Annotated in this window: 18 protein-coding genes and 1 pseudogene; 1 reads left to right on the top strand and 18 read right to left on the bottom strand. The window is 28.8% G+C overall.

Going from position 1 to position 20352, the window contains the following annotated elements:
- Positions 1–159: 159 nt before the first annotated feature.
- The 14 genes and pseudogenes from mtnA to BM020_RS00820 all read right to left on the bottom strand — a co-directional run bounded on the left by mtnA (position 160) and on the right by BM020_RS00820 (position 15691).
- Entirely contained in the window at positions 160–1119 is a 960-nt protein-coding gene (gene mtnA, locus BM020_RS00755; RefSeq protein ID WP_074797897.1) for an S-methyl-5-thioribose-1-phosphate isomerase, read from the bottom strand.
- Between the two features lie 230 nt (positions 1120–1349).
- Positions 1350–2393, bottom strand: a complete 1044-nt coding sequence (locus tag BM020_RS00760) for an NAD(P)-dependent alcohol dehydrogenase (RefSeq protein ID WP_082762146.1) — start codon at positions 2391–2393, stop codon at positions 1350–1352.
- 444 nt (positions 2394–2837) lie between these two features.
- Positions 2838–3728, bottom strand: coding sequence for a radical SAM protein (locus BM020_RS00765; RefSeq protein ID WP_074797899.1), 891 nt, complete (start codon positions 3726–3728; stop codon positions 2838–2840).
- Positions 3729–4251: 523 nt separating this feature from the next.
- On the bottom strand, positions 4252–4818 hold the full coding sequence (locus tag BM020_RS00770) for a methanogenesis marker 17 protein (RefSeq protein WP_067147325.1): 567 nt from the start codon (positions 4816–4818) through the stop codon (positions 4252–4254).
- 54 nt (positions 4819–4872) lie between these two features.
- Positions 4873–6108, bottom strand: coding sequence for a methanogenesis marker 15 protein (locus tag BM020_RS00775; RefSeq protein ID WP_067147327.1), 1236 nt, complete (start codon positions 6106–6108; stop codon positions 4873–4875).
- Position 6109: 1 nt separating this feature from the next.
- Entirely contained in the window at positions 6110–6622 is a 513-nt protein-coding gene (locus tag BM020_RS00780) for a methanogenesis marker 5 protein (RefSeq protein WP_067147329.1), read from the bottom strand.
- Positions 6623–6707: 85 nt separating this feature from the next.
- Complete coding sequence (locus BM020_RS00785) at positions 6708–7196, bottom strand: methanogenesis marker 6 protein (RefSeq protein ID WP_074797902.1); 489 nt, start codon at positions 7194–7196, stop codon at positions 6708–6710.
- A gap of 36 nt (positions 7197–7232) precedes the next feature.
- Positions 7233–8783, bottom strand: a complete 1551-nt coding sequence (mmp3, locus tag BM020_RS00790) for a methyl-coenzyme M reductase-associated protein Mmp3 (RefSeq protein WP_074797904.1) — start codon at positions 8781–8783, stop codon at positions 7233–7235.
- Positions 8784–9307: 524 nt separating this feature from the next.
- Positions 9308–9991 (bottom strand): amino acid ABC transporter ATP-binding protein, encoded by a 684-nt coding sequence (locus BM020_RS00795; RefSeq protein ID WP_067147335.1) that lies wholly within the window; start codon positions 9989–9991, stop codon positions 9308–9310.
- A 10-nt stretch (positions 9992–10001) separates the two neighbouring features.
- Complete coding sequence (locus BM020_RS00800; RefSeq protein WP_074797906.1) at positions 10002–10655, bottom strand: amino acid ABC transporter permease; 654 nt, start codon at positions 10653–10655, stop codon at positions 10002–10004.
- 253 nt (positions 10656–10908) lie between these two features.
- Positions 10909–11733, bottom strand: coding sequence for an amino acid ABC transporter substrate-binding protein (locus BM020_RS00805; protein ID WP_074797909.1), 825 nt, complete (start codon positions 11731–11733; stop codon positions 10909–10911).
- A gap of 511 nt (positions 11734–12244) precedes the next feature.
- Positions 12245–13222 (bottom strand): methanogenesis marker 2 protein, encoded by a 978-nt coding sequence (locus BM020_RS00810; protein WP_067147341.1) that lies wholly within the window; start codon positions 13220–13222, stop codon positions 12245–12247.
- A 584-nt stretch (positions 13223–13806) separates the two neighbouring features.
- A pseudogene (locus BM020_RS00815) lies at positions 13807–15081 on the bottom strand (DUF2117 domain-containing protein); the annotation flags it as partial.
- Positions 15082–15181: 100 nt separating this feature from the next.
- Positions 15182–15691, bottom strand: a complete 510-nt coding sequence (locus BM020_RS00820) for a PIN domain-containing protein (protein WP_067149092.1) — start codon at positions 15689–15691, stop codon at positions 15182–15184.
- Between the two features lie 248 nt (positions 15692–15939).
- On the opposite strand from BM020_RS00820, the gene BM020_RS00825 reads away from it, so the two are divergent.
- Positions 15940–16458, top strand: a complete 519-nt coding sequence (locus BM020_RS00825) for a MogA/MoaB family molybdenum cofactor biosynthesis protein (protein ID WP_067147343.1) — start codon at positions 15940–15942, stop codon at positions 16456–16458.
- Between the two features lie 124 nt (positions 16459–16582).
- On the opposite strand, the gene pyrE is transcribed toward BM020_RS00825, so the two are convergent.
- From pyrE to BM020_RS00840, 4 genes are all read right to left on the bottom strand, one after another.
- The gene (gene pyrE, locus BM020_RS00830; RefSeq protein WP_082762150.1) at positions 16583–17107 is read right to left on the bottom strand and encodes an orotate phosphoribosyltransferase; all 525 of its coding nucleotides are present in this window, start codon (positions 17105–17107) and stop codon (positions 16583–16585) included.
- Between the two features lie 148 nt (positions 17108–17255).
- Entirely contained in the window at positions 17256–17540 is a 285-nt protein-coding gene (locus BM020_RS00835) for a PRC-barrel domain-containing protein (protein ID WP_067147347.1), read from the bottom strand.
- A 467-nt stretch (positions 17541–18007) separates the two neighbouring features.
- Entirely contained in the window at positions 18008–18121 is a 114-nt protein-coding gene (locus BM020_RS09940) for a symporter small accessory protein (protein ID WP_327037136.1), read from the bottom strand.
- A gap of 8 nt (positions 18122–18129) precedes the next feature.
- Positions 18130–19788 (bottom strand): sodium:solute symporter family protein, encoded by a 1659-nt coding sequence (locus BM020_RS00840; RefSeq protein WP_067147349.1) that lies wholly within the window; start codon positions 19786–19788, stop codon positions 18130–18132.
- Between the last annotated feature and the right edge of the window lie 564 nt (positions 19789–20352).

Below are 20352 nucleotides of genomic sequence, written 5' to 3' on the forward strand. Positions count from 1 at the left end.
AAATAGGATTCATTAAAAAAAATGTTAAAAATAATAAAGGATTAAATAAAGAAAAATAGAATTCATTAAAAAAAATGTTAAAAATAATAAAGGATTAAATAAAGAAAAATAGAAAAAATATTAAAGAATCATTTAAAAAAAATTAGTAAAAAATTCAATTTAGAAAAGATCTTTAAATTCTTTTTCTAAATTATTTAAATCTATAACTCCATTTTCAGTAATTACACCAGTTATTAACTCTTTAGGAACTATATCAAATGCAGGATTAATCACTTCAGTTCCCTTAGGGCAAATTCTTACACCACCATAGTAAATTACTTCATTAGGATCTCTCTCTTCAATAACTGTATCAAAAATAGAGATCTCTTTATCAAAAGTACTAAAAGGCGCTGCTACATAAAATGGAATATCAAAATGTTTTGCAGCAAGAGCTACCATAAAAGAACCTATCTTATTTGCAATTCCATCATGAGCTACCCTATCAGCTCCAATAACGACTTTATCAATTTTACCAATAGACATCAAGTATCCACTTGCCACATCTGGAATTAATTTTACAGGAATCCCCTCTTCTTGCATTTCCCATACACTTAAACTTGCACCTTGTCCCCTTGGACGAGTTTCATCACAAATAACTTGAATATCCTTTCCTTGACTAAAAGCAGAACGGAAAACACCTAATGCAGTACCATAATCTACACAAGCAAGTGCACCAGCATTACAATGAGTTAAAACAGTATCACCATCATCGATAAGCTTAGCACCATATTCACCAATAGCTAAATTAGTACTAACATCTTCATGAGCCATTTCTAATGCCTCTTTTAAGATATCATCAGATTCCATAACCCTATCTACTGCCCACATTAAATTAACTGCTGTAGGTCTTGCATTTTTCATTTGGCTTGCTACCTTTTCCATATCTTCTCCTGCTATTTGAGCAAGTGCCATACCAAAAGCAGCTGAAACCCCAATTGCAGGAGCTCCACGAACAATCATATCTTTAATAGCTCTAATAACATCTTGGTAAGTACTGCAATAAACATAAGTTAATTCATCAGGTAATTTAGTTTGATCTATAAGTTTTAATTTATTATCTTCCCATTCTAAAGTTCTCATAACAATCACAATAATAATTTAATAAAGACAATTGAATTTAAAATTAAATAAAATACAATAAAATATTGGTCTTTTTTAAATAAATAGGTTATTATAAAAATTAGTATAGATAAAAAAGTTTAAAAATAAAATAAAAAATAAAGAAATAGCTAAAAAGTAAAATCAAATATAATTTTCCAATAATAGCTAAAAAAAGATAAAAAAAGGACATAAAAAGTCCTTTATAAAGTTTATTCATCAAATTCTTCAAAGGTAATAACAGCTCTACCTTCAACTTTTCCATTTCTTAAGTCATCAAGAGCATCTAGAACTTTACTAAATGGATATTGTTGAGCTTGAACTTTGATTTTTCCAGCTTTTGCTAAGTCCATAATCTCATAAAGGTCAGTGATAGTTCCACCTTGAGTTAATCTTACCATAACACCAGGTTTAACAGTAGTCCAGCTTACAGGGAGTGTTCCTCCACCAAGACCTAAAATGGAAATAAGACCTAATCCTTTGGTAATTTTTGCAGCAAGTTCTAAAGTGTTATCTCTACCTACAAAGTCAAATACAGCATCTACACCTTTACCATCAGTTAATTCCATGATTTTGTCATATGCATTATCATCTAGAACAACTAATTCATCAGCACCATACTCAGTCATTTTAGCCATTTTATCAGCGGATCGGTTAACTACAATAACACGAGCAGAGGTTGTTAAAGCTAAATATTGACAACAGTAGAATCCAAGTCCACCTACACCAATAACTACTGCAGTACCATTATTTGGAATAAATGGTTTTGCAGTTTGTACAGCCCCATATGGAGATAAACCTGCATCAGCTAATGCTACATATACTGTAGGATCAAGGTCCCCTAAAGGTGCAACTTCTCTTGCATCAGCAATCATATATTCTGCCATTCCCCCATCTTCTTTAAGACCACGTGCACTTGCAACTTCACAGAAGTTGTCACGACCTGAAAGACAGTATTGACATTTACCACATGCATGTAATGTGTCTACAATAACATTTTGTCCAACCTCAACAGTATCTACTCCCGGTCCAAGTTTTACAACAGTCCCTGCGTTTTCGTGACCAAAAGTGAATGGTCCTTCAAATGGAACTGTAATAAAGCCTTCATCAATAACTTCAAGGTCAGTTCTGCACATTCCTGCACCTTTCATTTTAATTAAGATTTCTCCAAATTTAGGTTCTGGTATAGGTACATCCTCCAATACAGGAGGTTTTCCTAATTCATTTATTCTCCAAGCTTTCATTGTTCCAGCCATATTTATTCCCCATTTTAATTTTATTCATTAAATGATAATTCAATGAAATTAATAAAAAAAATTCAATAAATAATTTGAAGTATTGATTCTGTTCAACTATTTTTCAAACTGTCGAATATTTATTAGAAAAATTCATTTTAATTTAAACCTATTTAAGCTAAAAAAATTTTATTTATAATATATTAGTTCTATTATTTAATTTTTTTGAATTTTTTTAAAAATTTAATAATTGCATCAAAAATTAAAGAGCACAAATTTTAAAATAAAAATAATTGCATCAAAAATTAAAGAGCACAAATTTTAAAATAAAAATAATTGATTAAAAAATAACAATAAACTAATTAAAAAATGTAAAAAATGAACTATTCTGAAAAACCGAATAGTTAAAAAAAAAGTAAGATAGGAAATAAATAATCCTATTTTTAAATAATAAATATTTAATCACTAAAAGTGAGACTGAGGAGCATTTCCTAAGTGATGGTCTTCGTGTTTTTTACCAGGAATCCCATAAGCATCTGCTCTACATTGAGTACATGCTCTAAATACTGGAAGATATTCTTCTACATCACTACGAGCTTTTTCAATCTCTCCACATCCTGGTTTTGGATAATCAGCCATTTTATTTAATGGAATTAATGGAAGAACATTAACTAAATCTGCACCACATTCCCTTACAGTTTTAGCTATATCGACAATATGTTCATCATTCAAGCCAGGAATAAGAACAATATTAACTTTAACAATTACACCTAAATCAGTGATCTTCTTAATTCCTTCTAATTGATTTTTAGAAAGGATTTTAGCTGCTTCAAGTCCTTTATAAACTTCACCTTCATAAACAATAAATCCATAAATATCCTTACCAATTTCAGGATCCACCGCATTAACTGTAACGGTTACAGTATTTACACCAAGCTCAGCAATTCTTTCAGCATATTTTGGAAGTAAAAGACCATTTGTACTCATACATTTAATTAAATCTGGTTTTACTTTATTGATCTTCTCAAAGAATTCAAAGGTAGCTTCATTAGCTAATGAATCTCCAGGACCTGCAACACCAACAACAGTAATAGCACTGTCTTCAGTTACATTTACTACATGTTCTACTGCAGCATCTGCATCCATGATAGAACCTGCTACACCTGGCCTATCTTCTTCAGTATTAATGGATCTTATACAGAAATTACATCCAATATTACATTTAGGAGCAATTGGTACATGTACTCTACCTACTTTATCATGTAATTTTTCATTATAACATGGATGTACTTTTGTAATATGTGCAAATTTTGCACCTTTATGACTTCCTCCACATCTTATATCTTTATTAGTCATAGTATTACCTCAATACAATATAATTTTAAAAGCTTTAATAACTTAAAATTTCTCTCCAAATTAGTAAATTAAAACAAATAAAGTTTTAATAACTTAAAATTTCTCTCCAAATTACTAGTTTAAAATAAATTAAAGAAGGCATTTATTTTAAACATTATAAATCTAAAAACTTATTAATTAATCAACAATTCCACACATCAATTAAATTATTTAATTAATAAAAGTTTATTCGTTTATAATTAAACTTATAACCATCGTTATAAACATTATAATATTTAAGTATTTCTATTTACTTCTAAGAAATACGAACAATGATAAAAATTTACGAACAGTTTTAAAAAATCAATAGCTAAACTTTAAAACCTTGAAACATTCATAAAAAAATTAAGAATTTAATATAAAAATATAATAATTAATTTAAACTAAAAAATGAAGTTAATAAAACTAAAGATTAAAAATAAGGTTAAAACTAAAAAGATTTAATCCCAAGTTTTAGGAGCATTTAACTCTACTCAAAAACAAGCTAATCCCAAGTTTTAGGAGTATTTAATTCTACAATATACCCTTCAGCTTTTTCAATCCATTCATCTTTAATTAATTCATCAGTAGCTATAACAGAAATGATATCTCCACGAGAAATATCTTTCATTATTTTAAATCCTTCAGGAACTATCCTAAATACCGCATCATAGATTCTTCTTTTAAGGTTTTTATGAGGATCATCTACAACTAAATTAGACACCTCTTGTTCTCCAGCTAAGTGAATAACATATCTGCTTGGTTGATGAACATTTTCCCTACCATTATTTTCCCAAAGAGTTCTAAGAATATTTGGAAGATATTTTTCATCATCAATTAAAACAACAGTAGTATCTTCTTCTGCATTATAGTTAACATTAGCTACTTCTTTTAAAGTAATGTGCTTAGAAGTTTTTCTCATTTTAATAGCTATAATGAAACAAACCTCATCTGGATTAACATAAGCACGCATATCATCAATAGAAGGTGGTAGGACTAAATCTTGAAAGATCTGTCTAATAATCATATCATAGACTTTTGCCCCTTCTGGATCATTTGATTCAATATACATATAATCACTTCTTTAAAGAGTATAGAAAAAAGCTTAATAGTTCTAAGCTAAAATCTATTCCTGTCTCTTACCCATACCAGATACAAGTAAAGCTGCACCTACAGCACCAATGTGCTGTGAATATTTTGGTACGATAACTTCAATTCCGCCTAAAGTTTCACTTACTGCTTCAACAAGTCCAGAAATTAAACTAGTTCCTCCTACTTGGATTAAAGGTTCACGAATATCAATCTCTTGTAATTGCTGTTCATATACTTGTTCAGATACAGAGTGACATGCAGCAGCTGCTACATCTGCTTTAGAACCACCGGCAGCAAGGGTAGTTACTAAGTCTTGAATACCAAATACAATACAATATGAATTTAACATAGCTCTTCTCCAGTCACCTTGTACTGCAAGTGGACCAAGTTCTGTAATATCTACATCTAATCTACGAGAAGTCATATCTAAGAATCTGCCAGATGCACCTGCACAGATACCTCCCATAGTAAAGTTATCAGGAATACCGTTATTTACAGTAATAACCTTGTTATCCATACCTCCAATATCGAGTACAGTAGCTTCACCTTTTTGACGACCTGCTAGGTATACTGCACCTTTTGCATTTACAGATAACTCTTCTTGGACAAGTTCCGCTCCAAATTCTTGACCCATAGTAAATCTACCATAGCCAGTTGTTCCTATCCCTTCAATATCATCCCATTTGTAACCTGTACCTTCAAATGCTTCTGCAGCTGCAGTTTGTGCAGATTCAACAATATCTTTAGTAGAAGTCCAGCCAGTTCCAATAACCTTATTGTTTTCCATCAAAACAGCTTTTGTAGTAGTAGAACCAGAGTCCAAACCAAGAGTAAGGCCTTCTTGCTTTTCACGAGCAAGAATACTTCTACGTGTTACAGTAGTAGCTAATGCTTCCATACGGATGAATAGCTCATCAGCTTTTGTTCTTTCAGTAAATGAATAAGTGACTACCGGAATACGGGTGTTGTTTTGGATAAAGCGCCTTACTTCATTCCTTACCAATGCTCCCTCAGCACACCTGAAACAAGTAGCAATAAATACTGCATCAGGTTTACATTTACCTTCAACAATAGACATAGCTCTTGCAATCATAAGTTTTAAACTTGAACTTTGAGCAGAAAAACCGAATTTCTCATAAGCTTCATTAATATAATCCAAATCAATTTCAGGAAGGATGATTTCAGCTCCAAATTTAAGAGCTGCCTTTTCAATTTCTTTTTGAATACCACTATACTCAGTACCACAAGAAACCAGTGCAATTTGTACCATTTTATTCTCCTCCCTCTACTTCTTCTTTAGTAGTTTCTTCTAGAATATCATCATCCCCTTCTAGGTCTCCTCCACCGCCAGGTAAAGAGTCTAAGAATTCCATAATTTGATTTACCATAAGCATTGTGCCATCTTCATCAGTAGGATAAACAAGTTCTAAAGTAGGTATATCTTTTTTACGTAAACAGAAAATAGATAATTCATTTGTTCTTGCACATCCTACACAACCAAAACCAAATGGAGCATCATCAACAATAATTGCTGCCTCTGCTGCATCTATAAGAGGTCCAATAATGGACATCCTTCCCCTTACACCAGAAGGCACTTCAATAGCAGCATATTTTAATCCATTAATTGGATCTTCTTCTGTAATATTCATTGGAGGTGAATCAATCTCCGGGTCTTTAATTTTTTGTCTTATTTGTTTTTGAAGAGCTAAAGGAGTGTGGCCTTTTCTCTCAATTAAGTCAGCTAAAACCAATGAATTTGGTGGATAAATAGCTACTTTTACCATAATATCATCCTCATAATTATAATCTAAGAAAGTTTTTTAATTTATTAATTTATTTTAAATTATTTTATTAATCCCATAAACTTCCTTATTCTTTGTCTTCCTCACTTTTTTCCTTTTTTAAAGAGTTTTCTAAAACTTCCCTAAAGTAATCTACAGAAACAGGTTCTTTTTTCTCAATTACAACTTCTCTTGGGTTTTTTAAAGCTTCACCAACATAATCAAGAATTTTAAATTCCTTCTCCATTTGATGGAAACCTTCTCTTGGCCCATATCTATGGCCCCTACATCTTCTTGGGTCACCTGGGGCAAAACCTCTTTCCTTTGTAAAGATTCCATAAGGGTCTAGTTTACGGAGCTCTCTAATAGCTTGCTTAACATATTTATCTTTTCCACTAATCATAGCACCGTAACAAGTCCATTTAACCGTAATAGGCAAGTTTAAAAGGTGTAAGAAGTTTACAACTTCACTTTCACTTACATTTGCTTTTGAACTTAAAATAATCATCCTTGTTGAAACTTCAGGATCCATATCCTCTTTACCTAATTCTGGAGTTATACATAAATTTGCAGTCATCTAATTCCTCCTAAAATACAAGTATTTAAAAATAGTTTATTTATCATCCTCATAAACTTGATAAATATAAAGGGTGCTTCCATCTTTAAGCTTATTTAAACCTTCAATATTACCAACAACTTCACCTACAACATTAGTAGCTGAGAATGGTTCACCGGTAGGTCCAAAATCATCAGTATCCACAGTCCTTATACCAATAAGGCCTAAATTCTTCTTAGACATATTAGTTACCCCTATTTCTCCTGCCTTCATAATGTCGCTTGGAGTATTTTCAGGAATAAGCCCCTTAGATTCATCAGTATTACCATGGAACATAAACATATTCATATCTGGAACTGCAAAGTAAACTTTCAATGTTCCAACTGGTTTTTCTGCAAGACCAGTGATTTTTTCTAAATACCACCTAGTTCTTGGAGCCTTATCAGTAAATTTAACTTTAAGTAACTCATCACTTGAAAGGCCAAAAGTACTAACTTCTTTATTTTCTAATATATTAACAGTATTCTCTGGTTCTTGAGTGACGATAATTGCATCATCATCTTCATTTCCAGTTCTTATATGATTAATACCTAGAGATTGAAGTTTTTCTTCTGCCTCTTTTTGAGTCATCATCATAAGCATGATTATATCAGGACTACTTCTTACAGTAATTAAATCTCCTTTTTTAGCTATATCAAACAATTCCATACCTTGTTTAACAGTTGCTAAATTAGTGTGAGTTTCAGCTCTAACTCTGTCTTCTCTATAAATATAAACTCTACCTTTACCTTTTCCATCATTTCTTAAGGTAACTGTTCCTCTTTTACGTTCTGTAATTTCCTCTTTATCCTTAGTTAAACCAGTTAATTCATAGAACCCTACAAAAGAGTTAGATTCAAAACTAACTTCAATTTTATCATTTCTAATTAATGAGAATAAATGTTCAACAGATTTAGGAGAATTAAAGTTAGGTTCAAAAAGAACATAGGTAAATAGTTGATTTCCCTCTTCTAAAACTTCATCTAAATTGGAACCTCCAGTACTATCTTTAACAGTACTACGCTCAATAATAGGTTCAATAGATAAAATTTCATCATCAGTTAATGAAAATAATGTTTTTCTTCCACCTATAACTCTTGCAAATACTCCACGGTCACTATATTTTGGAACACCATAAACATTAGAGTGATCATCTTTTACAAAAATTATGTGAGTAGCATCATTAGAAAATCCTGATAAACTAATTAAAACTTCATTATCGAAATATGCAAATTCATCATGAGATGGTTCAAAATTAGAACTAACAGGACCAATAGCTACTTCATTAGATGTTTCCCAACGAACATTATTAGAGATAAACTGAGAATAATTTTCTTTGAAAAAATCAGTTAAAGGTTTTGATTTTTCAGAAACTTCTAATTCAATGAGAATACTTCCTTTAGGTGTTTTTATCTTATATTTGAGAATATTACTTTGTATTTCACTTTCTCCTTTAATAAGACAAACAATACTACCTTCACTATAAGGAGCATTTGAAAGCTTTATAGCATCTTTGATAGTAGAGCCTTCAGGAATATCCACATGATCTCCATTAATTTTTATTAGCATAGCTTTGCCTCTTTTTTATAAAATAATAATCATTATTTTGATAAAGCTCTTAATCTAAATTAATTTTTAATTTAAATTAAAAGCATAATCCTTAAAATAAAACTATAATCTTTAAATTAAGACCATAATTCTTAAAATAAAACTATAATCTTTAAATTAAGACCATAATCCTTAAAATAAAACTATAATCTTTAATTAAGATTATAATATAGTTAAAATTTAACTATAATTATAAAATAAAAAATTTAAATCCCATAAAAAATAAAAAAAATCCTCTATTTTATAAATTACATATTATTTATATTATTAATAATATAAAATAGTTTTTAAATTAATTTATAATAATAAAAATTAAGTAAAAATTATTAAAAAGTTTGATAAAAAAGTGAGTAGAAATAAATTAAACAAATTATGGTAAAAATTATAAAAAATAGGACATAATCAATAGAATGATAAAAAATAGAAAATAATGAATAAGATGAATAAAAAAATAGGAAATAAAAAATAATACAAGTAAATTCTAATCATTCATAGAATTTACCTAAGAAATCTTTCATTCTTTTGTTGTCTGATGAGAATACTTCTTCAGGAGTACCTTGTTCTACTATTACTCCTCCATCCATGAAGATAATATCATCAGAGACATTACGGGCAAAGTTCATCTCATGAGTAACAATAACCATTGTCATATGTTCTGCAGCTAAATCCTTAATAACTTGTAAAATCTCACCAGTAAGCTCTGGATCTAGAGCAGAAGTAGGTTCATCAAAGAATAAAATATCTGGATTCATAGCAAGAGCCCGTGCAATAGATACCCTTTGCTGTTGACCCCCAGACAATTCAGATGGATAAGCATCTTCTTTATCTTCCAAATCCATTTTTTTAAGTAAATCCCTTGCATGGGCAAATACTTCTTCTTTATCTCTTTTTTGAACTCTTAAAGGAGCATTAGTAATGTTTTTCATCAAAGAATGATGAGGGAATAGATTAAAGTTCTGGAAGACTAAGCCAAATGTTCCATCAAAATCAATGATTCCGCTATCTTCAGTTTCTAATTTAGTAATACATCTAAGTAATGTAGATTTACCAGATCCTGAAGGTCCAATAATAGATAACACTTCTCCTTTTTCCACATTAAAAGAGATATCTTCTAAAACCACATTATCGCCAAAACTTTTTTTAAGATTTTTAACTTCTAATAAACTCATGATATCTCTCCTATGTGTCATAATAATCTAATCTAGCTTCAAAGTGTTCCATAATAAATGCTACAATACCATTAAAGACATAGTAAAATACACCTGCAATTAACAATGCTGAAATAGATGCTTCAGCTGCTGCAATTTGTTTTGCAACAGTAAACATTTCTGGAATTGCAAGTACAAATGAAAGAGAAGTATCCTTTACAAGGGTAATGACCTCATTAGTTATAGAAGGAAGTACTATTTTTACAACTTGAGGCAAAATAACTATAAAGAATGTCTCCAATCTACTATAACCTAAAACTTGTGCAGCTTCATATTGCCCTTTAGGAATAGATTCAATCCCGCCACGGAAAATCTCTGCAAAGTATGCTGCATAGTTAATAGTAAAAGCAATGATAACTGCAATCATTCTAAATTCACTTGAAAGACTTATGCCAAATATGTAGTATGGTGAAAAGAATACAACAATTAATTGTAACATCAATGGAGTACCTCTCATTATTGAAATATACGCTTTCATTAACCATCTTAATGGTTTAAAACTACTTATTCTTCCTGCTGCCACAAGTAAACCAAGTGGAATAGAGAATAATAAGGTAAGTGAGAATATTTCAATAGAAGTACACATACCCCACATTAATTCTTCAATAATTTTACTTAATAACATCTAACATTCTCCAAAAAATAAAACAGTAAAATTAATAAATTTAAACTAATATTTCTAAATTAATAAATTTAAAATAATATCTTTAAATTAATAAATTTAAACTAATATTTTTAAATTAATAAATTTAAATAAATCATTTAAACTATCATTCAAATAATTTATTTAAGCTTAAAAAAAAACCATTTTAAAAATTAGCTTAATAATAAAAAAAAGTTTATACATAATAGATTATGCATAAACTAAAGTTACCTAATTATTTTGTAATAAGAGAACCTGGAACACCGTAAGTATTGTATTTTTGTGCAATTTTTTCAACTGTTCCGTCTTCAAACATTTCATCTAATGTTTTTTGGACTTGGTCTTTTAATTCATCATTACCCTTTTTGAAACCTACACCATATTGTTCTGAAGAAATTTCTTCATCTAATATTTTGTATTGGTCACTGCCTTTTTGATTGATTTGGTATTGTGCTACACCAATATCAATTGCAACTGCATCACATGCACCAGATTCTAAATCCATAAATGCAGTGTTATAATCAGCAATTTGAGTTAAGGTTTTAAAGGTGTCAGCTAAAGATTTTTGATCTCCTTCAAGAGCTGCTAAAGCAGAGGAGTCTTTTTGGGTTTCTACAATTTTACCTTTTAAATCAGCTAAATTGTTAATACCAGAATCAGTTTTTACAACAACCACTTGTTTGTTGTCAATGTATGGTTTAGACCATGTGTAGTTATTTTCTCTACCGTTAATTGTAAATCCATTCCAAATACAGTCAATAGAGCCAGAGTCTAATTCACTGTCTTTAGCATCCCAATCTATTGGTTGCTTTACTAAAGTCCAATTATTTCTATCACAAACTTCTTGAGCTAAGTCCAAGTCAAATCCAACATATTCCCCATTATCATCTTTGTATCCGTATGGAGGAAATTCTGCATCGAAACCAACAACAAGAGTTTTGTTGTCATTATCAGCAGTTCCATTACCACCTAAGAAGTCTAAGAAACCTGCGCTAGATGCACCGATGACTAAGAATGCTAATAATACAATCCCTATAATAATTCCTATTTTTTTATTCATAGATTACACCAAAAAAATATTTTTAATTTGTAATTATATCATAAATTAGATAAATAAAAAAATCTAATCTATATAGTTATTTAAGAAAATCATATTATATAAAATAGTGTTATTTATTCAAAATAATATAAAAAATTGAGCCAAAAATCCAAGTTAGGAAGAATAAAATTACTAAATAATAAATAATGTTTAAAATTTAATAAATTAGAAAATCAATTAATATTAATAAGAATTATAAAACAATATAATAAAAATTTTTAATAAAAATAGAAATTATAGTAAAAATTGGTTTTATATTATTAAAACAATTAAAAACATTACAAAATTAAAAATTTTAAAAAGCAACACGTCAAATAAAAAGAAAATAACAAAAAAATAGTTAAAGAAAAAACAGCAAAAAAATAACAAAAATAATTAAAGAAAAAACAGCAAAAAAATATTAAAAATAATTAAAGAAAAAATAGTAAAAAAATATTAAAAATAATTAAAGAAAAAAATAGTAAAAAATAAATTATTCATTCATTTTTAAGATAGGGTTTTTATTTTGACTGAATAAAACTGCTTTTTCATCACCATATTCTAAATAAAGTTTTTTCTCTTTAATAATATCCCCAACAACAGCAACATCAAATGAATATGAGCTTAGCTTGTCAATGATTTCTTGGCAGTTTTCTTCTTTAGCAGTCAAGACAAAAGCAGCACCAGGATAAGCTCTAAGCCATTCATCCCATGGAACATCCGGATTTCTTGGAATTGACTCTAAATTTACACAAGCTCCAACACCAGATGCCTCAAGTAGCATTTCTAAAGTACCTAAAGTTCCAGGATTACTAATATCCTTACCTGCTGTCGGCAAGTGAGCTTCAGCAATCTCTTGCATAACTTTTATTTGATCTTGAACTAATTTTTCATCTTTTTCATATGTTGTATCCCAATTTAAAGCAAATTGGGGATGTTGTCTGCCATCAGTATCAATTGCAACAAGTACTTTATCTCCAACATTTGCACCAGCAGATGTAATTAATGAATCCTTGTGAGCAATACCTACAATAGCTACATCTAATGAATTAAATTCAGAATCTGGATGGAGATGTCCCCCAACCATAGGAACATTAAACTTCTTGCATCCATCTACAATGCCTTGAAGCAAATCATCATAGATTTCATCATCTAAAATAGACATCGTATTTACCATAGCTATTGGTTTTCCACCCATAGCAGCAATATCATTAACATTAACAAGTACAGAACAATAACCTGCCCAATAAGGATTTACACTCATCAATTGACCCCAAATCCCATCAGCAGCAAGTAAAATAACTTTATTATTTCCTATATCAATAGCTGAAGCATCATCTCCAAAATCAAGTAGAACTTCACCAGAGATATTATAAACTTCACCTAAAGTTTTTGTAACCTTTTCAATAGAGTTTTTTCTACTAACTCCTACGAATTCTTGAAGTGATTTAACAAGTTCATTAAAATCCATTATTACACCTTTAATTAGACTAGAAAAATTTTAAAAAAATTATAGTTAAGTAAAAAAATAATCTATAAACCCTTTTATTTACTAAAAAAATGATTTTTAAGCCTTTTTATTTACTAAAAAACAATTTTTAAATATTAATTATCTTCATCATGTTCATCTGATTCATCAATAGAATCTTTAAAATCTTCCATATATTCTGCCCATCCATCAAAATCATCTAATTCATCTTCAGATTCAACAGAATTAATAATTTCACCTACATTCTCTTCAATGAAGACTTCCTCAACTGGAGAATCAAAATCATCATTCAAAACTTCTTCTGAAAGCTCATCACAGTCAAAGCCATCAATGAATTCATCATTTAAATAGAATTCATCATTTAAATCATCATTTAAGTCATCATTGAAATTAGGATTATCATCGATAAATTCATTATAAGAACTTACTTCCATATAGTTATGATCTTTCTCAATAAAACTAGGAACAATTTCCTTAACATTTTCAATTAGGCGAGCTTTAAATACATTAAACACAGCAGTTTTAAATTCTTCAACAGACTCTGCCTCTCCGTCAAATGGAATTTCCAAAGTTTGATTAGATAAGAATAATCTTTCATGAATATTATCTCCAACGATATCATCAAAGCCAGAGCTTACTTCAATAATTGTTGATTTTTCATTAACAAAGCCTTTTTCAACAACTTTATCTAAATCCCCATCAGTTATTCCAATAATGGGAATATTAAAACGATACAATATATCAGAAGCAACTAAAGAGGTGTCATCACCTATGGTAATTACTAAGTCAAAATTTTTAAATTTATAAATATCATAAGCTGTATGGTCGACATAAGCTATTTTAAATGAATTCTTATCTTGAGAAATATCATCAGAGTATAAAATGCTTTCAGCATCATTAATTTTTACATCTTCCTTTGACAAAATACGGGGACTTATATCTGAAGACTTTCTAAGTAAACCTGTTTTAACTATAACTCTATTTAAATCAACCCTGCCTAATTTCTCAACACCATGAACTTTAAGAACACCATTGATAATATCTATAATGATTCCATTTTGTGCAATTAAAATAACAGATTCCCCCTCAGAACTTCCTACAACTATACCATTAACAAAAATATTTTCTCCTGGACTTACCCCATGGATTTTACGGTAGGTGTAATTACTAGACTCATCTAAGTCAAAATAGGTTTTCAATATATCTTCAAAAGACTCTTCATCCTCTTTTTCAATATCTTCAGAGAAGTATTTACTTACAATTTCCTCAGGTCTGACTTCATTTAAATTTAAAGAAGCTTTTAGCCTATCAAACAATTCCTCAAAGTTAAATGCAATAGAATCATCCATATCCTTTTTGCCTAAACCTAATAAGCTTCTTTTACTTTCTTTACTACTTGATAATTCTTCATTTAAAACAACATTCCAACTTATTATAGAGGCATCTTCCTCACCAGGCCTTTCAATTTGAATAACAGGTATTCTTGAATCATATAAAGGTTTATGATTAGTAGCTAAGTAATCTTCGTTAGATATGTGTTTAAAATAGTGATTAAAAACTTTATAACCGAAAACCTGACCAGTTTCTGCAGATTTACCATAATTTAATAAGAAAATTACATCAACATTTTCTCTATTAAAAAGATCTAATGATTCACTTGGTAAAAGTTTTAAGGAGATATCAATTGTGTTTTCTAAAGCAGCATCAATTACTGCAGTTCTACCCATTGTCCCACCTAAGCGACAACGGACATTACCAAAATTAGATAAAATATCAATAATCTTAATAGCCCAGCCAGAATCAATAATTCCAGGACCATGTACAACTACACCAATTTCCATATTTTACACCAAATATAGTTTTATAGTTATTTTGAGCAATCAAATAAAAGTAAATAAAAGTAAAGAATTTTTATAGAATTCTTTAAAAAAATAATTTCAATTAATATGTTTTTATTCTTCTTTTAAATACTTTAGATCCGCAGATTTCACAATCCTCAAAGGCATAATCTGCATCAAACTCTTTTTTACATCCTTCACAAGTTTTAACCCAATTATAAACTCCTTTAATTCCTTCTGTAATGATACTGTCATAAGGAATATTTAAGATTTTCAAAACATTTTGCATTGAATAATCATCAGTTAAAACTTTGATTTCTACATTTTCCCCATTTAATAAGTCTAAAGCTAAAGCCAATAATTTTTTATCAGCCTCAGATAAACGTAAGTCATCTCCTGATTCAGAGATTATTTCATTTAACTCTTGAATAAACTCATCCTTTGGCTCTTTAATTATAATTTTTCCTTCTTCAATAGATTGATCTAGCAATATCTTAGATTTTAAGTCTTTAACTTCCTCAGTAATCTCAGAAACTGTAAAGTTAAATTGACTTCTAGGTTCAAAGCCATTTATAAATGCAGAAGCATCTAAGATATAATATAAATTATTCATGATAGATATATTTATATTTTCAATGAATAAACTTAATGATATTAATCTAAGTAATACTCTAAAACAAATATAATATAAAGAACTCATACTGACATCATCTAAAATATGAAAATCTATAAGAATGGAAATTTATAAGAATGAAAATCTATAAGAAAATGTATAAAAAATATATTTAATATAAAGAATATAAATATTAAAAAAAATTGTAGATAATATATTATTCAAAAAAACAAGTTTGAGGTAATTTTATGAAAAGCAAAACTATGGAATTACATAAAAAGAAAGCGCCAATAAAAGTTTCCTGTGGTGTTATAACTCTCAGTGATAGATTTTCCAATGATAAAGAAGGGGAAGAAAAAGATTTGTCTGGAAAATATTTAAAGGAAGAGTTAGCTAAAAAATATGATCTTAATTCTTACACCATCATTCCAGATGAAATAGATACTCTAAAGAATACCATTGAAGAAATGATTGATTCTGGAGTTGAAGTGATTATTACAACTGGGGGAACTGGTCTTGAATCAAGAGATATAACTATTGAAACAATAGAACCTCTTTTTGAAAAAGAAATTAAAGGCTTTGGAGAAATATTTAGAGCAATCTCTTATGAAGAATTAGGTGCAGGATCCCTTTTATCAAGAGCAACAGCAGGTATTTATAGAAAAGCTATGATATTTGCATTGCCAGGTTCACCAGATGCAGTAAAAACCGGTCTTGGAATAATAATTGATGAACTGGGCCATTTAAAAAAGCATGCTAGAAAATAGGCAATGAAAAGAAAAAAAGAAAAAATCAAGAGTATAGAGACCTAGTGATTTTTTAATGACATCGCCAAATAAAAAATAAAAAGAGTAAGTAAGAAAGAAAAAAATAGTTATCTTTTAAAATCAATTATTTGAAAAATTCACTTACTGAAATTAAAGGTTCAAGTACAATTCCTTCATTTGCAAAGGTCTCCATTGCACCTTCTTCCCTATCCACAACAACAAATGCTTTTTTAACTACTCCACCATTATCAACTATTGCATTAATTGCTTTTAATAAAGATCCACCAGTAGTAGTAACATCTTCAACAAGAATTACATTGTCACCTTCATCTAAATCCCCTTCGATTAGTTTAGAGGTCCCATAACCTTTTTTCTCTTTTCTAATCATAAGAAGAGGTTTTTTAGATTCTAATGAAACAGCAGTTGCAATAGGAACAGCACCTAAAGCAGGACCTGCAATTTTATCAATATCTCCATCAACTTTTTCATTGATTAATTTAGCTATTGTAGATAAAATTTCAGGTTCTGTAATAGCTCTTTTCATATTAACATAATAATTGCTTTTCTTACCTGAGGCAAGTGTGAATTCCCCCTGCTCAAAAACCTTATTTTCCTTTAAAATTTCTATTAAGTATTCTTTTGAAACCATTAAACTCATTCCAAGAAATATAAAAAATAAATCGAATTGTTGAATTATGCTTAAAAATTTATTACATTATTGAATTATGCTTAAAATTTTATTCTATTATGCTTAAAAATTTACTAGATTATTGAATTATGCTTAAAATTTTATTCTATTATAATTGGCTTTTTAAATCTTCAATATCTTTTTCCATTTGACTAAATTCTTCATCAAAGACATCTTTTAAAATAACTTTATCCCCAATTTTATCAATCATATCAAAAGGAATCACTAACTCACTTTTACTTATGTTTAACGTTTCTTGAATTCCTCCCTTAGATACAATAATAGATTCAATGATTTCAGCTTCAACATCAACATCTATATCAGCAACTTTTCCCATAACAGTAACGTCATGAGCTAAAACTTCTTTACCAACTAAATCTTTAACTATTCTCATAAAAAGTCTCTCCAAAAATAAGTTTGATAATTATTATTTAAAACTTAGTAAAAGTTTTTATTGATTAATATTGTCTTTATTTAAAACAATTAATAAAATTTTTGTAAAAATTATAAAATAAGAACTTAAAAAAAATAAGAACATCACAAAAATCAATGCATTAAATAAAAATTCAAATTTAAATCCAAACCTGATTATGAATAAGTTTTGGTTGGCATTTGCCAATTATTAGAATATAACTTCCAATTAACATCATTTTAAAACTATAATATAAATCTTTTGGTTAAAATATTAATTAAAATCAATTAAAAAAAAAAAAAAAACTATTTGAAAGAAATAATAAATAAAAAAAGCTTTTATTAAACTATTTAAATGAAATAATAAATAAAAAAAGATTTTTATAGAAAAATAATTAAAATTAATAAAAAATAGATAAAAATATATAAAAAATAAAGAATAAAGAGATATTAATCTTCTTTATTCCAATTTATTGCACCATAAATTACACAAACAAGAGTCATTACAATCATAAGAATATAAACACTCCAGATCCACGGATCTTCTATTCCTAAAACCATCATGATATCACCTATTTACCACCGTTTTTAGAAAGCCCATTAAAAGCCCTTGAAATAACTTTCTCTTCTAATGGTTCTGTAAGTAAGCTAACTACCACTGTAAATATTACAGAAACAGGAATAGCAAATATCATTACATCAATTGAATACCATGGCATTACATTAATTAACATATCTACTCCAAAAATGAACTTACAAATTCCAAGTCCCACTGCAGTTTTCTTATAAACAAAGACAAGTAAGAATAAACTTGTAAGAGTACCAGAAACAAGTCCTGCAATAGCCCCTTCTTTTGTAGTTCTTTTCCAGAATAAAGCCGCACAATAAACTGGTAAAAATGCCGCTGCACATAATCCCATAAATAAAGAGGTACCTAATGCTACAATACCACCAGGTAAAGCTAAACCAATAATCAATGATAAAATTACAGCTATTAAAATACCTAATTGACTAACTGAAATAAATCCAATCTTAGTTTCTTCACTAGAAGCACTTTCTTTAATTTCCTCATCACTGATACCGTCAGATTTTCCCCTATTTTTTAAAGCATCTACAATATCGTGTCCTAATGCAGTACCTTGAGTGTGGTATTGTGAGGATAAGGTAGACATAGCTGCTGCAAGTAATGAAAGTAAGAAGATATATACAAACCATTCAGGAAGTGCTGTTGAAATAAATGTTGGAATAATGGAATCCATATTTCCACCAACATAATCAATAGCTATTTGCCCAAAGTGCTGGTAGAAGTAAACATTACATAAGGAACCTACAACATATGCACTACCAGTCATTACAAAGATAAAGATAGCGCCAATTAAAAGGGATCTATGAAGTTCTTTGTCAGATTTTACAGTCATGAACCTTACTGCAAGTTGTGGTTGAGCTAATGATCCAATACCTACTCCCATAATAGTTGTAGTTACTAATGACCACCAGAAAGGACTTCCAAGTCTTGGGAAGCTTGTCCAACCAGTACCTCCTTCAGCTATAGCATCAGCAGGATAAAGATGAGCCATATTAGTTAGTGCAGTGTTTGCTTCAGTTACACCGCCTAATACCCAATAAATGAATACAAGTAAAATCAGCATTCCAATAAACATAATACTTCCCTGTAATGCATCAGTATACATAACTCCCTTTAATCCGCCAAATAATACATATCCACAAATTACAATAGCAAGGACTAAAAGAGCTACATTAAAATCAAGCATTAAAGAAGATTCCATAAATCTTGCTGCACCAATAAGCACTACTGCCGCATAAATAGGCATAGCACAGAAGATTAAAGTTCCACTGAAATATTGTATGAATTTACTATTAAATCTGCGACCTAAAAACTCAGGGAATGTAAGAGAATCAAGGTTCTTACCCATTTTACGAGTTCTTTTACCAAAGAATACAAATGCAATAAATATTCCGATGATAATATTTAAGAATGCAAGCCACAGTATACCCATACCATATTTACCTGCTACTCCTCCAAAGCCAACAATAGCTGCTGTAGAAATAAATGTAGCTCCATAACTTAATGCCATAATATATGGATGAGTTTCTCTACCTGCAACCATAAAGTCTTCAGAGGAATTAGTCCTTTTCCATGCAAGGTAACCTACATAACCTACCATAAGAAAATAAACTATAAAAACAACACCTAATAAAAAATAATCCATTTAAAATACCTCAAAAAATTTAAATTCATAAAAATAATAAATATAAAGTATCATATCTAAAATAGAAAAACAATTCAAAAAAAATTTTGCTAAAGATAAAAATAGAAAATACCCCTAAATATATTCAAGATAAAAACTTAATCTATTTTTTAAACAAAATGAAGAAAGATTTTCATTTTAAGAATATAAGATATTATATTTTAATAAACTTAAATAAAATGAACAAAGATTTTCATTTTAAGAATATAAGATATTATATTTTAATAAACTTTAAACAAATATTAAATTTACACATTAATTTTTAGAATATATTATATATAAATTTTTTTAGTAATATTTCTTGAAAAATATTATAAAAACTTATTTAAGTCTTAGTTGAATTAATAAACTAATTAAAAGAAATTGTTTGAAAAATAAAAACTAAAATATAGATGAATGAATAAAAAATATACATTTCAGACAATTAATAGATATTTTAAAATAGTAAATTTATTAATGGATTAAAAATAAATAAGATAATGTTATTAAATTATAAGCCTTATGGAATAATTATAATAAGAATCC

It is taken from the genome of Methanobrevibacter olleyae, from assembly GCF_900114585.1.
Taxonomy (GTDB): Archaea; Methanobacteriota; Methanobacteria; order Methanobacteriales; family Methanobacteriaceae; genus Methanobrevibacter; species Methanobrevibacter olleyae.